This is a genomic window from Streptomyces sp. NPDC057616, from assembly GCF_042800575.1.
GTDB lineage: Bacteria > Actinomycetota > Actinomycetes > Streptomycetales > Streptomycetaceae > Streptomyces.
The window spans coordinates 269,068-288,285 of record NZ_JBHVGU010000007.1 but is presented as its reverse complement, the minus strand read 5'-3'; the positions used below and the strand labels follow the sequence as shown (position 1 = coordinate 288,285).

General features: G+C 74.1%; 13 protein-coding genes. 3 read left to right on the top strand and 10 right to left on the bottom strand.

Annotation, left to right across the window (positions count from 1 at the left end; genetic code table 11):
• Nucleotides 1-9: 9 nt before the first annotated feature.
• Nucleotides 10-1,098, bottom strand: coding sequence for a sugar ABC transporter substrate-binding protein (locus ACFU97_RS11560; RefSeq protein WP_384254156.1), 1,089 nt, complete (start codon nt 1,096-1,098; stop codon nt 10-12).
• Nucleotides 1,099-1,359: 261 nt separating this feature from the next.
• Between ACFU97_RS11560 and ACFU97_RS11555 the strand changes: the two genes are divergently transcribed.
• The gene (locus ACFU97_RS11555; protein ID WP_384254101.1) at nt 1,360-3,864 is read left to right on the top strand and encodes a SpoIIE family protein phosphatase; all 2,505 of its coding nucleotides are present in this window, start codon (nt 1,360-1,362) and stop codon (nt 3,862-3,864) included.
• Between the two features lie 31 nt (nt 3,865-3,895).
• Here ACFU97_RS11555 and ACFU97_RS11550 read toward each other — a convergent pair whose 3' ends face one another.
• The 6 genes from ACFU97_RS11550 to ACFU97_RS11525 all read right to left on the bottom strand — a co-directional run bounded on the left by ACFU97_RS11550 (nt 3,896) and on the right by ACFU97_RS11525 (nt 12,686).
• The gene (locus ACFU97_RS11550; protein ID WP_384254099.1) at nt 3,896-4,927 is read right to left on the bottom strand and encodes a zinc-binding dehydrogenase; all 1,032 of its coding nucleotides are present in this window, start codon (nt 4,925-4,927) and stop codon (nt 3,896-3,898) included.
• Between the two features lie 275 nt (nt 4,928-5,202).
• Complete coding sequence (locus tag ACFU97_RS11545) at nt 5,203-6,468, bottom strand: extracellular solute-binding protein (protein WP_384254097.1); 1,266 nt, start codon at nt 6,466-6,468, stop codon at nt 5,203-5,205.
• Nucleotides 6,465-7,505 (bottom strand): hypothetical protein, encoded by a 1,041-nt coding sequence (locus ACFU97_RS11540; protein WP_384254094.1) that lies wholly within the window; start codon nt 7,503-7,505, stop codon nt 6,465-6,467. The genes ACFU97_RS11545 and ACFU97_RS11540 overlap by 4 nt, the downstream gene beginning before the upstream one ends.
• Nucleotides 7,502-8,884, bottom strand: coding sequence for a hypothetical protein (locus tag ACFU97_RS11535; RefSeq protein ID WP_384254092.1), 1,383 nt, complete (start codon nt 8,882-8,884; stop codon nt 7,502-7,504). The genes ACFU97_RS11540 and ACFU97_RS11535 overlap by 4 nt, the downstream gene beginning before the upstream one ends.
• Nucleotides 8,885-8,986: 102 nt before the next feature.
• The gene (locus ACFU97_RS11530; RefSeq protein WP_384254089.1) at nt 8,987-11,314 is read right to left on the bottom strand and encodes a tetratricopeptide repeat protein; all 2,328 of its coding nucleotides are present in this window, start codon (nt 11,312-11,314) and stop codon (nt 8,987-8,989) included.
• Nucleotides 11,315-11,360: 46 nt separating this feature from the next.
• On the bottom strand, nt 11,361-12,686 hold the full coding sequence (locus tag ACFU97_RS11525) for a serine protease (protein ID WP_384254087.1): 1,326 nt from the start codon (nt 12,684-12,686) through the stop codon (nt 11,361-11,363).
• A gap of 91 nt (nt 12,687-12,777) precedes the next feature.
• Here ACFU97_RS11525 and ACFU97_RS11520 point away from each other — a divergent pair, with 91 nt between their 5' ends.
• Together ACFU97_RS11520 and ACFU97_RS11515 are read left to right on the top strand one after the other, a co-directional pair.
• Nucleotides 12,778-13,125, top strand: a complete 348-nt coding sequence (locus ACFU97_RS11520; RefSeq protein ID WP_384254084.1) for a trypco2 family protein — start codon at nt 12,778-12,780, stop codon at nt 13,123-13,125.
• 74 nt (nt 13,126-13,199) lie between these two features.
• Nucleotides 13,200-14,615 (top strand): phytoene desaturase family protein, encoded by a 1,416-nt coding sequence (locus ACFU97_RS11515; protein ID WP_384254082.1) that lies wholly within the window; start codon nt 13,200-13,202, stop codon nt 14,613-14,615.
• 40 nt (nt 14,616-14,655) lie between these two features.
• Here the strand turns inward: ACFU97_RS11515 and ACFU97_RS11510 are convergent, their stop codons facing one another.
• The 3 genes from ACFU97_RS11510 to ACFU97_RS11500 form a co-directional block, all read right to left on the bottom strand.
• Entirely contained in the window at nt 14,656-15,270 is a 615-nt protein-coding gene (locus ACFU97_RS11510; RefSeq protein WP_384254080.1) for a DJ-1/PfpI family protein, read from the bottom strand.
• Nucleotides 15,271-15,353: 83 nt separating this feature from the next.
• Nucleotides 15,354-17,528 carry a GH92 family glycosyl hydrolase gene (locus ACFU97_RS11505; protein WP_384254077.1) on the bottom strand — a complete coding sequence of 725 codons (2,175 nt, stop codon included), beginning with the start codon at nt 17,526-17,528 and terminating at the stop codon, nt 15,354-15,356.
• A 216-nt stretch (nt 17,529-17,744) separates the two neighbouring features.
• Nucleotides 17,745-19,193 (bottom strand): arabinose isomerase, encoded by a 1,449-nt coding sequence (locus ACFU97_RS11500; protein ID WP_384254075.1) that lies wholly within the window; start codon nt 19,191-19,193, stop codon nt 17,745-17,747.
• Nucleotides 19,194-19,218: the final 25 nt, after the last annotated feature.

The window sequence follows — 19,218 nt, the reverse complement described above, 5'->3', positions numbered from 1 at the left end:
GCGGGCGTGTCAGAGCAGTCCGGCCCTGCTGCAGGCGGCCAGGAGCCGGGGGACGCAGATCTGCCGGACGGTGTAGAAGCCGTCCTTCACCAGGGTGTCCTTGATGGTGCCGGCGGTCACCGGGACGGGCGTGAGCAGGACGGCCGGCACCGCCTTGCCCCGGCTGGTGTGCACCGTGTCCTTGCCCACCTCGGCCAGCGGGCTCCGGCGGGCCGCGGCCACGGCCATCGCGGCACCGGCGGACGCCTCGGGATCGAAGGGCTTGTAGACGGTCATGTACTGCTCGCCCGCGACGATGCGCCGCACGGCGCCCAGCTCGGCGTCCTGACCGGTGACCGGGGGCAGCGGGGCGACCTTGTTGGCCTTCAGGGAGGAGATGCTGCCGGCGGCGAGACCGTCGTTGGCGGCGTAGACGCCCTGGATCCGGTCGGCGTCCAGCGCGGCGATCGCGCCCGACATGTTCATGTACGCCGTCTCGGTCCGCCAGTCCAGGGTGTCGTACGCCTTGCCGATCTTCACTTTCCCGGTGAGCACGGACAGGGCCCCCTTCTTGAACGACACCGCGTTGGGGTCGCTGGGATCGCCGTTCATCATCACGATCTCCGGGCGCGTCGCGTGCCGGCCCATGGCCTTCAGCAGCGCCCTGCCCTGGAGCCGGCCGACCTCCTCGCCGTCGAAGGAGACGTAGCCGGAGATCGGGCCCTCGGAGAGGCGGTCGTAGGAGATCACCGGGATGCCCGCCTCGGCCGCCTTGGTGACCGCGGTGCCCAGTGAACGGGCGTCCACGGGCACCAGCACGATGGCGTCGGCGCCCGAGGTGATCACGGAGTCCATCTGCTCCTGCTGGATCGCCACGTCCCCCCTGGCGTTGGCGTGCTGGATGCTGCACTCGGGGCACCGCTGCGTGATCCGCTTCTCCAGCAGGGGCCTGTCCTGTGTCTCCCAGCGGGCCGTGGTGGCGTCGGGGAGCAGCACGGCGATCCTCGGCGTCCCTCCGCCGCCGGGCGGGTCCACGGCGCTCGACCCGCAGGCGGCCAGGGCCACGGCCGTGGAGACAGCCGTCAGGGCGACCGCCGCGCCCCGTACGCAGGCCTTCATCACCGGGGGACCTCCCTCCGGGCGGAGATCCTTCTGGGACGCCCACGTGCGCGTGGCGGGACGACCTTTCGTCAGTGTGGCACCGGCCGCGACGATCTGCGAACGCGGCGGCACCCGCCGCAACGACTGTGCCTCGCCGGGAGATCGGCCGCCCACGGGCCGCCGAACGGTCCAGGTGCGATACGACGGGGTATGGGACGCTGGGGAGTAGATGCCCGATCTCAGCCCCAGGCGCGGCGCGGACGGGAGGTGGGTGCCGACATGCCTCACGACGGCCGAGCCCGTGCGGGAGTCTCCCCGCCGCCGGCATCCGGGGCCGACGCCGCCACCGGAGTGGTGCCTCCGCCGCCGTCCGAGGCGGTGGGAGACCAGGTGCTGGCCTTCGCCGGGGTTGCCGTGGTGGCCGTCTACGTGCCCGGCGAGGAGGAGCTGCGGCAGGCGGAGACCGTCCGCCGGCAGGTGGCCCCGTACCGGCTGTCCGAGCGCGTGCCCCTGGCCGAGGGCTCGCCCGCGGCGCACGCCTTCCGCACCGGCCGCCCCCTGTGGCTGAGCCCCGCGGACCTGGCCACCTACGGCGAGCCGCACGCCGAGGCCCCGCTCGGGGCGCTGCCGCTCACCGCGGACGGCGTACGGCTCGGCTGCCTCGTCGTGGTGGGCGTCTCCGGCACCGGCTTCGAGGCCGAGCAGCGGCACTTCCTGGAGCGGTACGCCGACGCCGTCGCCCGCGTGCTGCCGGCCGGTGCCCGCGGATCCATGCCGTCACCGGTGCTGCGGCCCGCCCTGCGCAACCTGCACGCCGGCTCCTTCGTCCTGGTGCCCGACACTGGCGTGGTCGAGGCGGACGAGACCCTGCTCAGCCTGCTCGGCATCGCGCCGGCCGACTTCGACGGCAAGGCGGACACCCTGCTCGCGCACGCCGTGCCGGAGGACATGCACGCCCTGGTGTCGGTGCTGGAACCGGCCGCCCAGCCGTCCGCCCGGCGGGAGCTGGAGTTCCGGGTCCGCGGACCGGCGGGGGAGATGCGCTGGCTGAGCCTGAGCTGCCGCGTCGTGGCCGGCGGTGACGCCGGGCCGGAGCGCGTCCTGGGCGTGGTGACCGCGACCCGGGTCCTGCGCCGCGGTTCCGACGACGTCTCCCGGATCCAGTGGCTGACCGCCGCGCTCGACGAGGCGACGACGGTTCCCGACGTGGGCCGCGTGGTGGTCACCGCGCTGCGCGAGCCGCTGGGCGCCGACCGGGTGGCACTGGCCGAACTGCAGGGCGACCGGCTGACGGTCACCGTGCTCGATCCGCCGCAGCCCGACCACTGGCCGGAGACCTGGCGCGCCCAGTGGCGCTCGGAGTGGCCCGACGCGCCGGTCAGTTCCCTGCCCACCCTGCAACTGGCTCTACGGGACGGCCGGTTGGACCTGTGGCCGGGCGGCTCCGCCTTCGAGGCCGGACTCGCGGGCATCGGCGAGGGCGGGCTCGCCGTGCTGCCGCTGCCCGCCCGGGGCCGGATCGCCGGCGTGTGCCTGGTCGGCTGGGACCGGCCGCACGCCTTCCTGCCCGACGAGCGGTCCCTGCTGACCGCCACCGCGGCGCTGGTCGGGCAGGCCCTCCAGCGCGCGCACGAGCACGACGCCGAGCAGGAGCTCGCCACGATGCTCCAGCGCAGCCTGCTGCCCCGGCGCCTGCCCGAACTGCCCGGCGCGAAGGCCGTGGCCCGCTATCTGCCCGCCCGGCGGGGACTCCAGGTCGGCGGCGACTGGTACGACGTCATCGCCCTGTCCGAGGACCGGGTGGCCCTCGTCATCGGCGACGTCCAGGGGCACAGCGCGGCGGCCGCGACCATCATGGGCCAGATGCGTACGGCGGTCAGGGCCTACGCGGTGGAGGGCCACCCGCCCGACGTGGTCGTGGCCCACGCCAACCGCCTCCTCGTCGGCATGGAGACCGACCTCTTCGCCACCTGCTGCTACGCCGAACTCGACCTGGAGGAAGGCAACACCCTGTTCGTCCGGGCCGGGCACCTCGCACCCCTGGTGCGCCATCCCGACGGCGTCGCGGAGGAGATAGAGGTCGAGGGCGGCCTGCCGCTGGGCATCCACGCGGAGGCCGAATTCCCCATGACCACGGTCGAGTTGGCGCCCGGCACGGTGCTCGCGCTGCTCACCGACGGCCTGGTGGAAGCGGCGGATCTCCCCGTCGACGAGGGCATGGACCGGACGCGCGCGGCCCTCGCCGCCGCCGACCCGGGCGACCTGGGACGGATGGCGGACCGCCTGCTCGGGGAGGACGGCCGCCGCGAGGACGACGTGGCGCTGCTGCTGCTCCGCTACGACGGCATGCGGACCCGGCCGATCCGGGCCGGCTGGGTCGTGTGGCGGCTGCCCGACGCCGTCATGCACGCCCGCCGCTTCACCGCCCGCACGCTGCGCGCCTGGCACGTCGGCGACATGGCCGACGCGGTGCTGCTGGTGGTGTCCGAACTGGTCACCAACGCCCTGGTGCACACCCAGGGCCCGGTCCGCCTCGACCTCACGCTGCGCGGGGACCGGGTGCGCGTCTGCGTCAGCGACTCCCAGCCGCGTGCGCCCGCCAAACCCGTGATCGTGGACTGGGAGGCGACCGGCGGCCGCGGCCTGCTGCTGGTCGAGGCGATGTCGGAGGCCTTCGGCTCGATGCCGGTGGCCGGCGGCAAGCAGGTCTGGAGCGAGATCGCCGTACCGCGGGAGGAGCACCCGGCGGTGGAGGAGGCGGGGGAGCAGCCGCCGGACGGCTGACCGCGTTCCGACCTGCCCTGGGGCGTGTCCGCTACGCCTGCGCCGATCCCCGGGTGGTCGGGTCGACATGGATCTTGGGCCCGGGCCCGGCACCTCGCGGACGTTCACCGGACAGCACCGGCCCGACCTCGTCCAGGCTCACCGTGGCGGCGACGAGCGGCCTGGGGTCGACCGCACCGGAGGAGTAGGCCCGGACGGTGGCGTCGAGGGCGGGGGAGGCGGACAGGATGCCCACCGCGGTCACGTCCTTCAGGACCAGGGAACGGGTGTCGATCCCGCTGCGCCCGCCCGCCAGCCCGATGTAGACGAGGCGGCCGCCCGGTTCGATCAACTCCAGTGCCAGTTCCGGCAGATGCGCGGCGTTCGAGGCGTCCACGACCGCGTCGAACGGCAGGTCCGGCAGCGCGCCCTCCGCCCAGACGTGCTCGAGGCCCAGCTCACGGGCGAAGGCGAGGGAGCTCTCGGTGCAGCCCATCAGATGGACCTCCGCACCGGCGGCCCGCAGGAACATCGCCGTCAGCAGCCCGATCGTGCCCGGACCCAGGACCAGGGCGCGGTCCCCGGGACGCGCCGCGGCGGCCCGCGCGGCGCGCAGCGCGTTGCCGCCCGGCTCCACCAGCGCGCCCAGCACCGGGTCGAGGGCCTCCGGCAGTGCGTGCAACGACGAGGCGGGCACGGTGAGTTGCTCGGCCAGCGCGCCCGCCCGCGCCCCGCGGATGCCGACCTCCTGCCGCTGCTCGCACACGTGCTGATGCCCCCGCAGGCAGCGGCGGCAGGTGCCGCAGCCGAGCATCGTGTCGCCCATGACACGCCGGCCCGTCCAACCGGGATCGACGCCGGCACCGACCGCCGAGACACGGCCGGCCCACTCGTGCCCCGGCCGCATCGGATAGGCGCAGTGCCCCTGGTGGAGATAGGCCATCTCGCCGGTGAAGAACTCGACATCGGTGCCGCACACGCCGACCCGCTCGACGTCGACGACGACCTCGCCGGGACCGGCCACGGGCACCGGGACCTCCTCGACCGCGTACGCGCCCGGCGCGGTCAGGACGAACGCGCGCATGAGGCCACGCCTCGCGGGCGCCCGGGCAGGGGCCGGCGCCGACGGGATACCGCGGTCCTCGGACGTCTGCGTATGCTCCATGGCGATCCAGACTGTAGACCGCCGTACCCGGCATCCGGAAGGAACCGCATGTCCGGGCTCCGCAGCACGCAGTGGTACGAGGGCCAGATCCTGACCCTGCGCAACGCGCGTCTGGCCAAGGTCGCGGCCTCGGTGCGCAACGGCGTCTACGAGACGGGCGGCATCCCGCTGAAGCTGCCGGTGGCCGCGCGGGCTCAGTGCGTGCTGCACACCGTCTGCAGCGCCGCATGCTTGGTGGACACGTCCTGCACCCGCTGCACGTTCTCGAGAAGCGCGCCGATATGCGGGTCGTCATCCTTGGCGGCGACCCTGGCGATCGTCAGCAGGACGGCCTCGTAGAACGCGTCCCGTACGGCCGGTGCCATGACGTCCGAGGCATCCAGGCAGCGGGGCCCCTTCAGGAGCCGCCGGGCGATCTGGCGCTCCACCGGCTCGCCCTGCGGGACCACTTGGCGGTTCGCCGAGAACACGCCCGCCCCTTTCGCCCACTGCTGCTGGGCGCCCTTCGAGGACAGCCGCCGGATCAGCTCACGGGCCCGGGCGCGCTTGCTGAACAACGCCGCGAAGTCGCCGGTCACCTCGTGGCCGCGCAACTGCGTGGCGCCTCCGGGCAACAGCGCGGCGGAGTCGGTGAGACGTGCGCGCCGCGTGTCCTTCGTACCGTAGAAGGAACGTGCGAACGAGCCCTGGTGCTCCAGGGTGCAGCCGTGCGCGCCGCCGAACAGCAGTCCGTGCCCGTCCGGGTCCCCGCGATGGTCCGTGCGCAGCGCCGTGCGCGCCGCGGACCTGTCCTGCTCGAGCAGCCGGGCCCAGGCCGTCCAGGCGGAACGCACCTCGGTGCTCGTCCACCACTTGTCGTGCGGCCCACCCGTGTTCAGGGCCCACCGCGTGTAGAAGCGGGGGCCCGCCCGCTGCAGGACGAGGTCCTCGATCCAGTCGGTGCCGGGCCAGCCCGAGGCGCCGTCGTCGCCCATGCCCATGCACCAACTGCTCATCGGCGCGGGCTTGTCGGCAGGCCGACGGCCCTCGCGATACCAGACGATGCTCTTCAGGTCAGCCTTCACCGGGACCCAGTACACGTGGTCGGAGGCTGTGCCGGCGGCGTTCCAGGGGGCGCCGTACTGCTTCGGGTCGAAGAGGTGGTCCAGCGGTTTGAGTCGGCCCTGCTGCTGGTATTCGGCGAGTTCACCGATGCCCGGCATGATCACGATGTCCGGCGGCTCGCCCGACTGCACCTTGGAGAGCAGCACCTCGCGCTGAGCCGCGGTGCCCTGGTACCGGAACGGGATGCCGAAGCTCCGTAGCACCGCCTTGAACTGCTGCTCCTGCTGCCCGGTCCACGTGCCGAGGATGGTCACCGGCTCCTCGTCGTCGTGCTGCGTCCAGACCACCACCACGCCGACGGCGGCGACCAGCACCATGACCACCAGCAGGACCAGCATCTTCAACCGGCGGGTCACCGTCGCCTCCAGTAGTCGCCGTCGAGCCGGAGTCCGAGACCGAGCGCGGGCAGGACGACGATCAGCAGACCGCCGACGAAGGTGCCCCGGTACACCCGGTCGGTCCAGGTGTCGTCGGTCAGCCGCTGCCGGACCTGCTCGGACCTCTGCGTGACGCTCGTCTGCGCGTCGATCAGTTCCTTGTGCGGCGCGGACACGTCGGTGATCCGTCCGGACACGTCGGTGATCCGGTGCAGGTCCTTCAGCGCCGCGCCGAGGTCGGCCTCGGTGGTCGACGTCGTCAGCACCGGGACCACGGCGAGTGCGACGGTGAGGGCCAAGGTCGCGAGCAGGTACGGGTTCCAGTCGCGGCCGCAGCGGTCGCGCAGCACGAACAGGGCCGACAGCAGGGTCAACGCCAGTGCCCCGAGGGCGAGTTCGGCCAGCCACCAGCCGGCACGCTGCCAGTCCCCCATGGTCGCCGTGGCCTCGGCGTGCCGGATCTGGGTCGTCTGGAGTCCGTCCAGCCGGGGTGCGAGTCCCACCTTGTCGCGGACGAGCAGCGACTTCGCCTCCCTGAACTTCTGGTCCCGCATGAGGGGTTGGTCCCGGTACACGGACATTCCGAGGTTGAGCGAGTTGCCGTAGGTGGCGAGCAGGCCGTTGACCGTGCCGAGGTCCTGGTCCGTGCGGTCGGCGATACGGGACAGGCCCTGGCTCGCGGCGGAGAGCTGGGACCGGTAGGTCTCGCCCGAGCCGGCCACATCGGCGAGCCGCTCCACCACCAGGGCGTTGGCCTCCTGGTACGAGCGCAGCGCGGCGAGCCGGGTGCCGGCGAGCCCCTGCACGGCGGGCGCCTCGCGGGACGCGAGCGCCACGGCGCCGCGCTGGGTCTGCCGGTAGGAGAAGAACAGCGCGGTCGCCGCCACCGCGGCGCACACGATCAGGATCAGCAGGTGCGCCTCCAGCAGCCGGCGGGTCCGCCAGGGACTCAGCAGCCCGCGCCACAAGGAGGCCGGCGAGCGGCGGCGCCAGGAGACGGCGCGTGCGGTCGTCACAGCAGCTTCCTTCCGCAGCTGATGCAGTAACGGGCCTCGCTCCCGGCCGGGGTGCGGCATGCCCGGCACCGCGGGCCCGGCCGCGCTCCGACGGCCTCGGTCAGGGGCCCGCCGGGCCGGGATCCGGCGCGCAGGATCATCGGGGCCAGGGTGCCGGCGTCGACGGTGCGCAGCCGGATCCGGCCCGCGGCCGCGTCCTCGATGTCGGCGACCGCGCGGATCTCGTCCAGCACCCACTCCGTGCCCAGCTGCGCCGCCAGCCGGGCGGCCTGCCCCAACCGGTCCTCGGCGGTGCCCTGTTGCCGTGCCTCGAGAGCGACGAGCCCTTGCCTGAGGGCACTGCGCATCCGTGCGGTGACGTTGAGGCTGCGTACGCTGTCGCCGCCCGCCGGGGCGTGCGGCGGGGACCGGTCGGGAAGGTGCCAGCGGGCGACGACCGGGGCGTGCACGTCGCCGACGGAGACCATGGCGAACTGCAGCTCCGTCTCCAGCGGATCCGCGTCCGCGTCGGCGACCAGGGTGAGCAGGTAGTCGCGGCGGCCCTGCTCCCACTGGTAGGTCGGAAAGCTCCAGCGGTGGGGCCGGCCGGGCTGCGGCAGCCCGCCGAGGCGGTGCGGGCGGGGCGCCTTCTCGGTCAGCGAGACCTGGCGGACGGAGGGCCGCACGGTCACCTCGATCGGCAGCTGCGGCGTGTGCACCCGGCGCAGCCGCTGGATCGCGCCGGTGACCGCCTGGGCGAGGCCGTCCTCCACGAACTCGGCGGTGCCGTGCAGTCGTTCGGCGAGGGCCAGCAGCGGATCGGGAGGCCAGTCCGTGCCCACGGCGAACACGTCGCAGGTGAACTGCCCGGCGCAGGCGTCCAGTTCCTCCTCCAGCCGCGTCTCGCCGGCGGCGCTGCTGCCGTCCGTGATCAGCACCAGATGCTGCACGGACAGCGGGCGCCCGGCGAGCAGGGCCCGCGAGGCGGCCGCCCAGGCGGCGTAACCGGCAGGCCGCGGACCGTCCTTGTGCAGCGGGAGCGAGCCGGCGGCGAAGGCGGCCCGGCGCCGCTCGTACTGGTTGGCGACGGCCCACTCGTCCTCGCCCACCGGATAGCACCGCCTCGGCTCGGTGCCGCCGCCCAGCACGGTGAAGGAGATGCCGTCGGGCAGGGCGCGCAGGGCGGCGGCCAGGGCTTGGACCGCCGCGCGGCGGGAGTCGGCGACGTCCACGGCGATGATCACCGCGAGCTCGACGGCGGGCAGATCGACCGGCGCTCCGTCGGCGGCCACGTCGACCTGCAGATGGGCCTCGATCTTCACGTTGCGGTGCGGGAGCAGATCGCCGTCGAGATCGACGTGCAGACGGATCCCCGGCTGCCGCCGAGTGTGACTGCTCATCTCCTACGTCACCGCTCCTTCCCCTTCGTCGCCGTACCGCGGGCCGGTGCCGCGCGGACCGTCGTGCGCTGTGTCGTGCGTGCCGTGCGGGCCGGGCGTGCGTCAGAACACGGTCTGCGGCCGTACCGAGTGCAGCAGGTCCACGAGGTGGTCGTGGGCGGCGGCCGACTCCCCGTGGTGTTCGGCCAGTTGCCGGTAGCGGGACTCCAGCCGGCTGCGCAGTTCGCGCTCCGGGCCGCCCAGGCGTCTGAGCCGGCGGGCGTCGAGCCGTCCGGCGCTTCCGGCCGGGCCCGGCCGGTCGCCGAGGCTGTGCAGCGCGTCCAGCTTCCACTCGTGCAGTTCGGTGCTCAGACGCAGTGCCTCGTCCTCGGACAGGCTCGGCTCGCCGGCGCCCGGAGTCCGGCCCACCAGGCCCTGGAGTTCCGCGAGCGCCGCGTCGACCTCACCGGGCGTGGGCAGCGGATCACCGTCCCCCGGCAGCCGGGCCGCACGGATGCGCACCGAGGCGATCCGGGCGACGGTGTGGTCCAGCGTGCCGGGCCCGACCCGGGCGAGCACGTCGAGGGCCGCCCGGCGGTCGCCCGCGCGCAGCGCGAGCCGGGCCAGCCCGAGGGCGGCGCCGCCGTGCGCGCGGTTGCGGGCGAACACGGCCTCGTACAGCTCCTTGGCGGTGGGCCCGGCGGTGTCGTCGCCGAGGAGTTCGCCGCAGTGGGCGAGGGCCAGCTTGGGGGCGTACTCGCCGGGCAGTTCGAAGTGGACCTGGAGGAAGTGGTTCCTGGCCTGGATCAGATGGCTCTGGGCCTGGGCGGCCTGGCGCGGGTCACCCGCGAGTCCGGCGCCGCGCAGGGCGAGCAGGGCGCGGTGCCACTCCAGCCGCCACCGCCGTACGGCCGACGGGCCGGGGATGGAGTCCGCGATGTCCAGCTCCTCCTGGGCCCGTTCCAGGTCGGCGGGCGTGTTGCGGCCCAGCAGGACACGGACGTTGTGCAGGCAGATCTCCACCGAGCGCGGCTTCTCGTCCTGCTGGTCCAGGAGCCCGCCCGGGTCGTAGCCGCTGCTGACCTCGAACCGCGCGGTCTGCGGGTCGCCCGGGAACCGCCGCGGCACCGGCAGGCACCGGGCGATCTCGGTGGGCGTCGGGGCGCCGAGGTCGAGGGCGGGGGCCACGGGCGGCTCGTACCGGTCACGGCGCGGGCGCGCCAGCCAGTGCTCGATGCCCGGCACCGTGCCGAGCCGGGCGCCGAGCAGCTGCGGGGAGGGCCGGAAGTAGTCGGACGGCTCGGGCGGGTCGCTCTTGCCGCGCAGGGCGCGGATCTCCCGCAGGGCGCCGCGGAGTTGGCCGGCCATCTCCCGGGCGTCGGCGAACCGCCGGCCCGGGTCGGTCCGCACGGCGCGCTCGACGACCCACCAGAAGGAGGCGGTGCCCAGGCCGGGCACCTCGTCGACGGCCCAGCGGGCGAGTTCGCGCAGGGTGACGCCGACGGTGTGCAGGTCGTGGGCGACGGTCGGCATGGCCGCGGAGCCGGTCTCGGGCGCCATGTAGTCGGGCGTGACATGGGCGGGCGGCAGGTCCTGGCCCTGTTCGCGCATGCCGCCGAGGTCGATGACCTTGACGCCGTCGCCGTGGTGCACGACGTTCGACGGCTTCATGTCCCCGTAGACGAAGACCCGTTCACCGCCGGCGTGCAGATGGACGAAGGCCTCCAGGATCTGGCAGCCGTACGCCGCGACGTGCTCGATGTCGAGGACGGACTCGCCGCGCCGGGTCTCCTCGACGACCTTCGCGAGGGTGCCGTCGCCGACGTCGTCCATGACGATGTAGCCGCCGGTGACCTCGCCGTGCTCGTCGCGCCGGGCGACGAAGTCGCGGATCTGGACGATGCGGAGGTGCCGCATGGCGACGAGGTTGCGCCGCTCGACGTCGGCGAGCCGGGCGCCGTCGTGCTCGTAGCGGTTGAGCAGTCCCTTGACGGCGACGACGTCACCGAGATGGGTGTCCTCGGCGAGGTAGACCCAGCCCTGGCCGCCGTGCGCGATGGGGCCCATGATCCGGTACTGGTCGCGCAGCACGTCGCCCGTGGCGAGTTCGGGCTCGTACGAGTAACGCTCGCCGCAGGCCGGGCAGAAGCCCTTGATCGGCACCGGGCCCTCGGTGTACGGCGGGGCGAAGGTGATGCCGCAGGTGGCGGACGAGCAGGCCATACGGATGCGCAGCGGCGCGTCGGCGCGGATGAGGCGTTCCCCGGCGGGGCGCGGGGTGCGCTCGGGGAGGTCGAGCAGGTCGTGGGGGCCGCGCTCGCGTGGGTCCTCGGGCAGGGCGGGCAGCCCCGCCGCGTGCTCCGCGCGGCCGCACACGGCGCAGTGGCCGGTGGGAAGCACCGTGCCGGAGCAGGCGGCTCCGTCGAAGTGCCGGTGGGGGCAGGTGGTCATCCTCCGGTCGTCCTCCTCCCTCGCCCGGGCCGGACCGGGCAGCTCGTCACGGTTCCTGGTGGCGGCTCAGGTCGGTGCGCAGGGTCCTGAGCAGCTTGCGCAGCCGGGTGAGCTGCTGGTGGGGGTCGTGCACGCCGTCGATCCGGCGCCGCTCGGCCCGGCGCAGGTCGGCCGTCTCGGTCACGGAGCCGAGGGAGGCACTGTCGACGACGTCGCGGCGGACCGCCGCCCCGAACTCCGCCCGCTCCAGCAGGTCGATCAGGATGTCCGCGTGGCGGAGCAGTGCGGGGCGCAGGAGTTCGTCCCGCGCCGCGCTCCAGCCGGTGCCGCCCTCATGGCGGAAGACGAGCAGCAGCCGGAAGTTCAACACCCTTAATCTGGCGAGGAGTTCGATCAGCGGACCGGGCTGGGGTTCCTCGTCGAGGCCGTCCACGACGACTGTGGCCGGTCGCGCGGGCGCGCGGTCGGCCGCCCGCTCGGGCTGGGGCCTGGTGCCGCGCAGCCAGTCCCAGTACGCCAGGTATTCACCGGCCGTACGGTCGATGTGGTCCAGCGCGTGATCGGCGAGATCGGGTCGGCTGCCACCACCGCGGTGGACGACCTCGGCCCGGTGCAGCAGATGGCGCAGCGAACGGTCCCTGCCGCTGTCCGGGGCCACCACGGTGATCTTCACCGGGTCCCCGTCCGGGTCGTCGAACCACCGGATCAGCCGCTCCTCGAAGGCGTGGTCCCAGGCGTGCGGGCCACTCAACTCCTTGACCACCGGCGAGAGTTCCGCGATGCGGTCGATGGGCAGCAGATACGAGAATGCCACCCGGTTGTCCTCGGGCAGCGGCCGGCTCATGTCGCCGCGCCAGCTGACGACGATCCCCACCACACGGGTGGGAGAGCCCTCCTGCGGCCGGGTGCACACGGCGGCGCCGCTGAAGCCGGCGCGCACCACCTCCGCCTTGGTGACGGCGTCGAGCTGCACCCGTTCGCCGCTGGCTCCGCCGATGCGGCCCCACAGGGTCATGCCCTCGTCGAATCCCTCCGCGTAGCCGCTCGTGAAGACCTCCATGCCGCCCCACAGCTCGGTGCCGAGCGGGGCGGGGCGCGCCTGCGGGCGCGGGTCGTCCAGCCGCAGCACGGCGGCGTCCTGGCCGCTCCCGCTCTCCCGCAGCCAGCCGCCGGGCATCACACGCGCGGCCACCGGCGGGAGGCGGTCGTTCTCCGCGAACTCCAGCCACATGGCGGTGCCGGGGTCGTCACCCACCACATGTGCGCAGGTCAGCGCGGTGCGCTGGTCGATGAGCACGCCCGCGCCGCAGACGGGGCCGTCGGCGCCCCCGCGGCGCAGCCTGAGCCTCCAGTCCGCACGCAGTTCCCCCATGTCGTCTCACCCTACGCGCGCGGCATGGCGGGTCCCTAGACTTATGACCAGGTTTGATCGGCCAATTTGCGGAAGTCGGCGGTGTGTTGACATGGGGGATACCGAACCTGTCGGTCTCGCGGAGGCCATCGGCACGGTGCGCGCGGAGTTGGCGCGGGCCGAGGCCGAAGGGGCCGAGAGCGACTGGCGGTTCAGCGTGGAGCAGGTCAGCCTGGAGTTCTCCGTGCAGTTCCACCGGGCCGGCGACGGCGGCGCGGGGCTGCGCCTCGGCGTGGTCGAGGCCCGGCTGGGCGGCTCGGTGAGCCGCGACAACACGCACCGCGTCCAGGTCGACCTCAAGCCCCTGCCGCGCCCCGACGGCCGGCACCACGAGGTGAGCCGCGAGAGCGGCACCGCCCGCACGGGACCGGGCCCGGACGACCACGGCGTCGCGCGGTAAGGACGACCTGTGCCCGGTGGCGAGGGCACCCGCGCCGCGGGCATGGTGGGGATCTCCGGAAAGGCGGGACCCTCATGACCACAGCGACCGTCGTCGGGGCCGGGCCCAACGGCCTGGCCGCCGCCGTCGCGCTGGCCCGGGCCGGCGTGCGGGTCACGGTGCTGGAGGCGGCCGACCGCATCGGCGGCGGCACCCGCTCGGGCGAGGCGATCCTGCCGGGCCTGCTGCACGACCACTGCTCGGCCATCCACCCCATGGCCGTCGGCTCGTCGTTCCTGAACGAGCTCCGCCTCGACCGCCACGGCCTGCGCTGGGCCTGGCCGGAGATCGACTGCGCGCATCCGCTGGACGGCGGCACCGCCGGGGCGCTGCACCGCTCGGTGACCGCCACCGCCGCCGGCCTCGGCCCCGACGGCGAGATCTGGCGGCGCCTGTTCGAGGGCCCCTCGGCGGCGTTCGGCACCTTCGCCGACGACATCATGGGCCCGCTCCTGCGCGTTCCCCGGCACCCCGTTCAGCTCGCCCGCTTCGGCCTTCCCGCGCTCGCCCCGGCGGCGCTGCTGGCCCGGGCGTTCCGGACCAAGCAGGCCAGAGCGGTGTGGGCGGGCGTCGCGGCGCACGCCTTCCACCCCCTGGAGCGGCCGCTGACCGCGAGTGTGGGGCTGGGCATCATCACCGCGGGACACCACTACGGCTGGGCGGTCGCCGTGGGCGGCTCGCGCCGTATCACCGGCGCCCTGGCGGCGGTCCTGGCCGAGCTGGGAGGCACGATCGAGACCGGCGTCCGGGTGTGCTCGGCGGCCGAGCTGCCGCGCGCGGACGTGACCCTCTGGGACGTCGCGCCCACGGCCCTGGCCCGCATCCTCGGCGATCTGCTGCCGCCCCGGACCGCCCGCGCCTACCGCCGCTACCGCTACGGCCCGGGCGCGTTCAAGGTCGACTTCGCGGTCGAGGGCGGCGTGCCCTGGCAGGCCGAATCGCCGCGCCGGGCCGGCACGGTCCACGTGGGCGGCGGCTACGCCGAGATCGCCGCCACGGAGCGGGACGTCCACGCCGGGCGGATGCCCGGGCGGCCGTTCGTCCTGGTCGGGCAGCAGTACCTGGCCGACCCGTCCCGGTCGGCCGGCGACGTCCACCCCGTCTGGTCCTACGCCCATGTCCCGAACGGCTACACCGGCGACGCCACCGAGGCGATCACCGCGCAGATCGAGCGGTTCGCCCCGGGCTTCCGGGACCGGATCGTGGGCACCGCGGTGCGCACCACGCCCGGGTTCGAGGAGTACAACCCCAACCACGTCGGCGGCGACATCATGACGGGCGCCATGAGCGCCGCCCGCCTGGTCTTCGGCCCCCGCCCCACCCTCCAGCCCTACGACACCGGGGTGCCCGGCCACTACCTGTGCTCGGCGGCCACCCCGCCCGGCGCCGGCGCCCACGGCATGTGCGGAGTCCACGCGGCCGCCCGTGCCCTGCGCCGACTGCGCGCCTGAGACACCGGCCGGTGACGCGTCCGCGGCTGGCGCGCCGCCGTCAGCCGCGCAGCGCGGCCCTCTCGCCCGCGCCGACGGCGCGCAACGCCCGCTCGACCGTCTCCTCGTTCTCGCCCACCGGAGCGACGTAGTCGAGGACGCCGCAGGCCGCGGCCTCGCCCAGGGTCCGGGTGATGACCCAGGTGGCCAGGTACTGCGAGGCCAGGCAGCCGCCCGCGGTGGCGATGGCGCCCTCGGCGTGGAACGGCGCGTCCAGCACGGTGACGCCGAGGGCCTCGACGTAGGGCCGGCTCCTGACGTCCGTGCAGGCGGGCATGGTGTCCAGCAGGCCGAGGCGGGCGAGCACCAGTGCGCCGGAGCACTGCGCGCCGATCAGCTGCCGTGCGGGGTCGAGCGGCAGCCGGGAGATCAGCCGGTCGTCGGCGACGACGTCGCGCGTCTTGACGCCGCTGCCGATCAGCACGACGTCCGCCTCGGTCACGAACTCCAGCGGGCGCTGCCCGGTCACCTCGATGCCGTTCATCGACGTCACCACCGGCTCGGGTGTCGTCACGAACGCCTCCAGACCGTCCTTGCGGCACCGGTTGATCAGCGCGAAGGCGATGAAGCTGTCGAGCTCGTTGAATCCGTCGAAGGTGACGACGGCTACCTGCATGGCGACTCCTCACGGCACGGGAACCGCAGCGTCTCAGGCGGGCCGCGCCCTCGTCGCGGGCCAATCGGCGGCCGGTGGCCCGCTCACGGGGTGGCCAGGCGGTAGCGCAGCACCCCGCCCTCGGCCACGAACGAGGACGGGAGGAACGGCGTGCCGACGGGGCGGCCGTCCAGGTGCAGCGACCGCACGCGGGAGCGCGCCGCCGACGCGTCCGGGGCGAGGACGGAGAGGGTGACGCCGTTGCCGCGGTGCACCGTGATCCCGGGGAACAGCGGGCTCGCCAGGGCGAGTTGAGGACTTCCCGGGACCTGGGGGTACATGCCCAGGCCGGCCCAGACCGCCCAGGAGGACATGGCGCCCAGGTCGTCGTTGCCGACCAGGCCGTCGGGGCGGTCGGTGAACAGGGTGGTCAGGGCGCGCCGCACGGTGTCCTGCGTGCGGTCGGGGCGCCCCGCGTAGTCGTAGGCCCAAGGGGCGCCGAAGGACGGCTCGTTGCCGAGATAGGCGTACGGCCTCTCGGCGCCCGCGTTGAGTTCGGTGAAGAAGGTGTCCAGGCGCGAGGCGACCGCGGCGTTCCCGCCCATGGCGGCGAACAGTCCGGGCAGGTCCTGCGGGACCATCCAGGTGTACTGGGCCGCGTTGCCCTCGACGTAGTCGGTGCGCTGGGCGGGGGTGAAGGCCGGCCAGGTGCCGTCGGCGGCGCGGGGCTGGAGGTAGCCGCTCGCGGGGTTGAACAGATGACGCCAGTTGCCGGCGGCGCGGTTGAGGGCGGTCTGGGTGCTCGTGTCGCCGAGCCGTCCGGCCAGGTGGGCGAGCGCGCCGTCGGCGACCGCGTACTCCAGCGTGGTGGACGCGGTGCCCCAGACGCCCTTGGTGCCGGCCGGGATGTAGCCCAGGGTGTCGTAGAGCTCGTGCCCGGGCCGCTGCCGGTCGTCGGAGCGGCCCGCCACGGCTGTGCGCAGCAGCGCCGCGGCGTCGAAGTCCGTGCCGCCGAAGGCGTGGATGGCGGCGGCCATCGCCGGCAGCGGGTCGCCGACCATGACGCGGGTTCCGCCGTTGGCGAGCGTCCACCGGTCGAAGTACCCGCCCTGGCGGCCCTGTTCGAGGATCGACTGGGCGACGTCGGAGGCCTCGCGCGGCGCGAGCAGGGCGAGCAGCTGGACCTGGGAGCGGTAGACGTCCCAGCCGGAGAAGTTCGCGTACTGCACATGCCCGGACCGGGTGCGGTGGACCTGGCCGTCCATGCCCCGGTAGCGGCCGTCGGTGTCGCTGAACGCGCTGGGGTGCAGCAGCGCGTGGTAGAGCGCGGTGTAGAAGACCCGGCGCTGCGTCTCGGTGCCGCCGGTCACGTCGATCCGGCCCAGCCACGTGTTCCACCGGTCGCGGGCCGCCTGCCGCACGGAGTCGTAGGAACGGCCGTCCTGTTCCACGGTGGCGTTGCGGCGGGCACCGTCGAGGTCGACGAAGGACACGCCCACCCGGGCGGTGACCGCACGGGTGCCGGGGGCGAAGGAGACGTACGCGCCCGACGTCTTGCCGTCCAGGTGCTCGGCGTGGGCGAAGGGCCGGTCGAACACGGCGTGGAAGTAGAGGCGGTAGCGGTTCGTGGAGCCGCAGAAGGCGCCGCCGTCGGTGTAGCCGGACAGGGTGCGCGTACCGATGGTGATGTCCCCGGTCGCCTTGTTGAACGCCCGTCCGGCGTCCACCGTCAGGCCGGCCGGGCTCGTGTCGCCGGCGGGATAGGTGAAGCGGGCGATGCCGGAGCGCTGGGTGGCGGCGATCTGCGTACGGATGCCGTTGTCGAAGGTGACGCCGTAACTGCCCGGCGCCGCCTGCTCGTTGGCGTGGGAGAAGGTTGCGTGGCGGGCCGCGGGGTCCGGGCCGGGGCGCCCGGTGAGCGGCATGAACGGCACGTTGCCGTAGTCGTCGCAGCCCGCGCCGGAGATGTGGGTGAGGCTGAAGCCGCGGATCCGGTTGTCCTGGTACGCGTAGCCGCCGTGCTGGTGCGTGACGGTGTCGGGGCTCCACTGGACACCGCCCAGCGCCGCGGACGCTCCCGGGAAGGTGTTCCCGGCCCCTCCGCCGTGTCCGAAGTCGGTGCCGCCCGGCGCCGTACCGACGAACGGATTGACGTAGGCGGCGGGATCGGCCACGGCACGCGCGGCCTCGGCCACGGAAGGGGTGGAGGAATCCGCCCGGACCGGCGAGGCCAGCAGGACGGACGAGGCCAGGGCTGCCGCGACGGGGTGCAGGCGCACGAAGCTCTCCTCGGGACGGTGGGCCGCCGCCTGTCGTACGGCGACGGACTGCCCACCTTCCCGACCGGACCGCGAGCGGACGCGGCGCCGTGCCGTGGGACGGGCCGCGGATCAGGCTCACGGCGGAACGCGGGGGAGCGGCGGAGGGGGCCGCGCCGCTGCCCGGTTCACCGCCGCCCGGTTCCCGGGGGACCGGCCATCCGTGGGCCGGCCCGGTCACACCTCCCGGTGGTCGATCCCGAGCAGGCTCGCCGCGGCCCGGAAGTCCGCCGCGTGCCTGCCGACGGCGAGGGACCAGTGGTGGCCCACGCCCGTCGCGCTCCACGCGTCCACCCACTCGCCGGGGTCACGGCCGAAGTCGACCCGGCTGGTGGTGTTGCCGATCTCCAGCAGCGGGCCGGGCACGACGGTGCCCTCGGACGTGACGAAGGACAGGCTGCCGTCGGCGTCCTGGCCGAGCCCCAGGAGGGTGACCGGGCCGTGCTGGACGTCGAACTCCACGCTGACGCCCCAGCCGCGTTTGCCGTGGTAGACGCCCAGCCCGCGCAGCAGCGGGTCGCGGGCGCTCACGGCCAGATGGGCCGGGCCGTCGTGGCCCATCTCCACCACGCCGTCCTCGAAGTTCAGCGCCTGGATCTCGGTGAACGAGCCTCCCGCGCCGACGCTCTGCGACACCAACTGCGCGACGCTGGTGCGCAGTTCGTACTCGCCGGCCGCGGGCACGCCCCGGGCGGTGAGCAGCGAGGCGCCCAGGATCATGCCGGCTCCGAGCCGCTCGTGCAGTTCACCGTCGAGCCCGCGGTGGTAGTAGGCGAGCGTGTCGAGGCCGAAGTCCTCGACCAGCCGGTCGAGCGCGACGGAGACGGTCGATCCCCACGCGAAGTCCTCGTCGACCACGCTGTCGTCGAGGGTGAAGACCTGCCGGGCGAGCGCCATCCGGTCGCGCGTCTCCGCCTCGGTCACCTGCTCCACCCGGTGCCGCAGGTCGTCGAACTCCAGCACCTCCACGTGCGAGCCGAAGGCCGTGGGCAGCAGCGTCAGGTCGGTCGAGACGTCGAGCATGCCGGGATACAGATGACCCATCAGGCCGTGCCGGGCGTGCCGGAGCGCGGCGCGGACGCGCGCGGCGCGGATCCACTGCTCGATGCGCCGCCAGGCCGTCTCCTGGCGCAGCCAGCCCGAGACGGACCGGAAGGGGATGCCGGCCCGGCGGAAGACGTTGCCGACCTCGGGCACCGGGCACTGTCCGCAGTAGGCCAGCCAGGCACCGGTGTCGAAGGCGGCGTGGTCCATCCGCTCGGACGGCTGGAGGTCGATGACCAGCACGGGCGTGTGCGAGCGGCGGGCGATCGGCAGCACCATCGAGGACGTCAGATACGTCGTCAGGAACAGCACGATCAGATCGCAGTCGGCCTTGCGCAGCTCCTCGGCCGCGGCGGCCCCCTCCTCGGCGTCGGAGATGAAGCCGACGTCCGTCACCTCCGTGTCCATGCCCCCGATCCGCTCGGCGACGTACCGGGCCGACTCCCGCAACTGCGGCAGCAGGCCCGGGAACTGGGGCCAGTAGGTGCCGAGCCCGCCGGCGACCAGGCCGATCCGGGTCCGGCGGCGGCGCACCGGTGGCAGCAACTCCGCTACGGGCGTGGGGTGTTCGGCGGTGGTCATGGTCGGTGCTCCTCGTGGGTCGCGG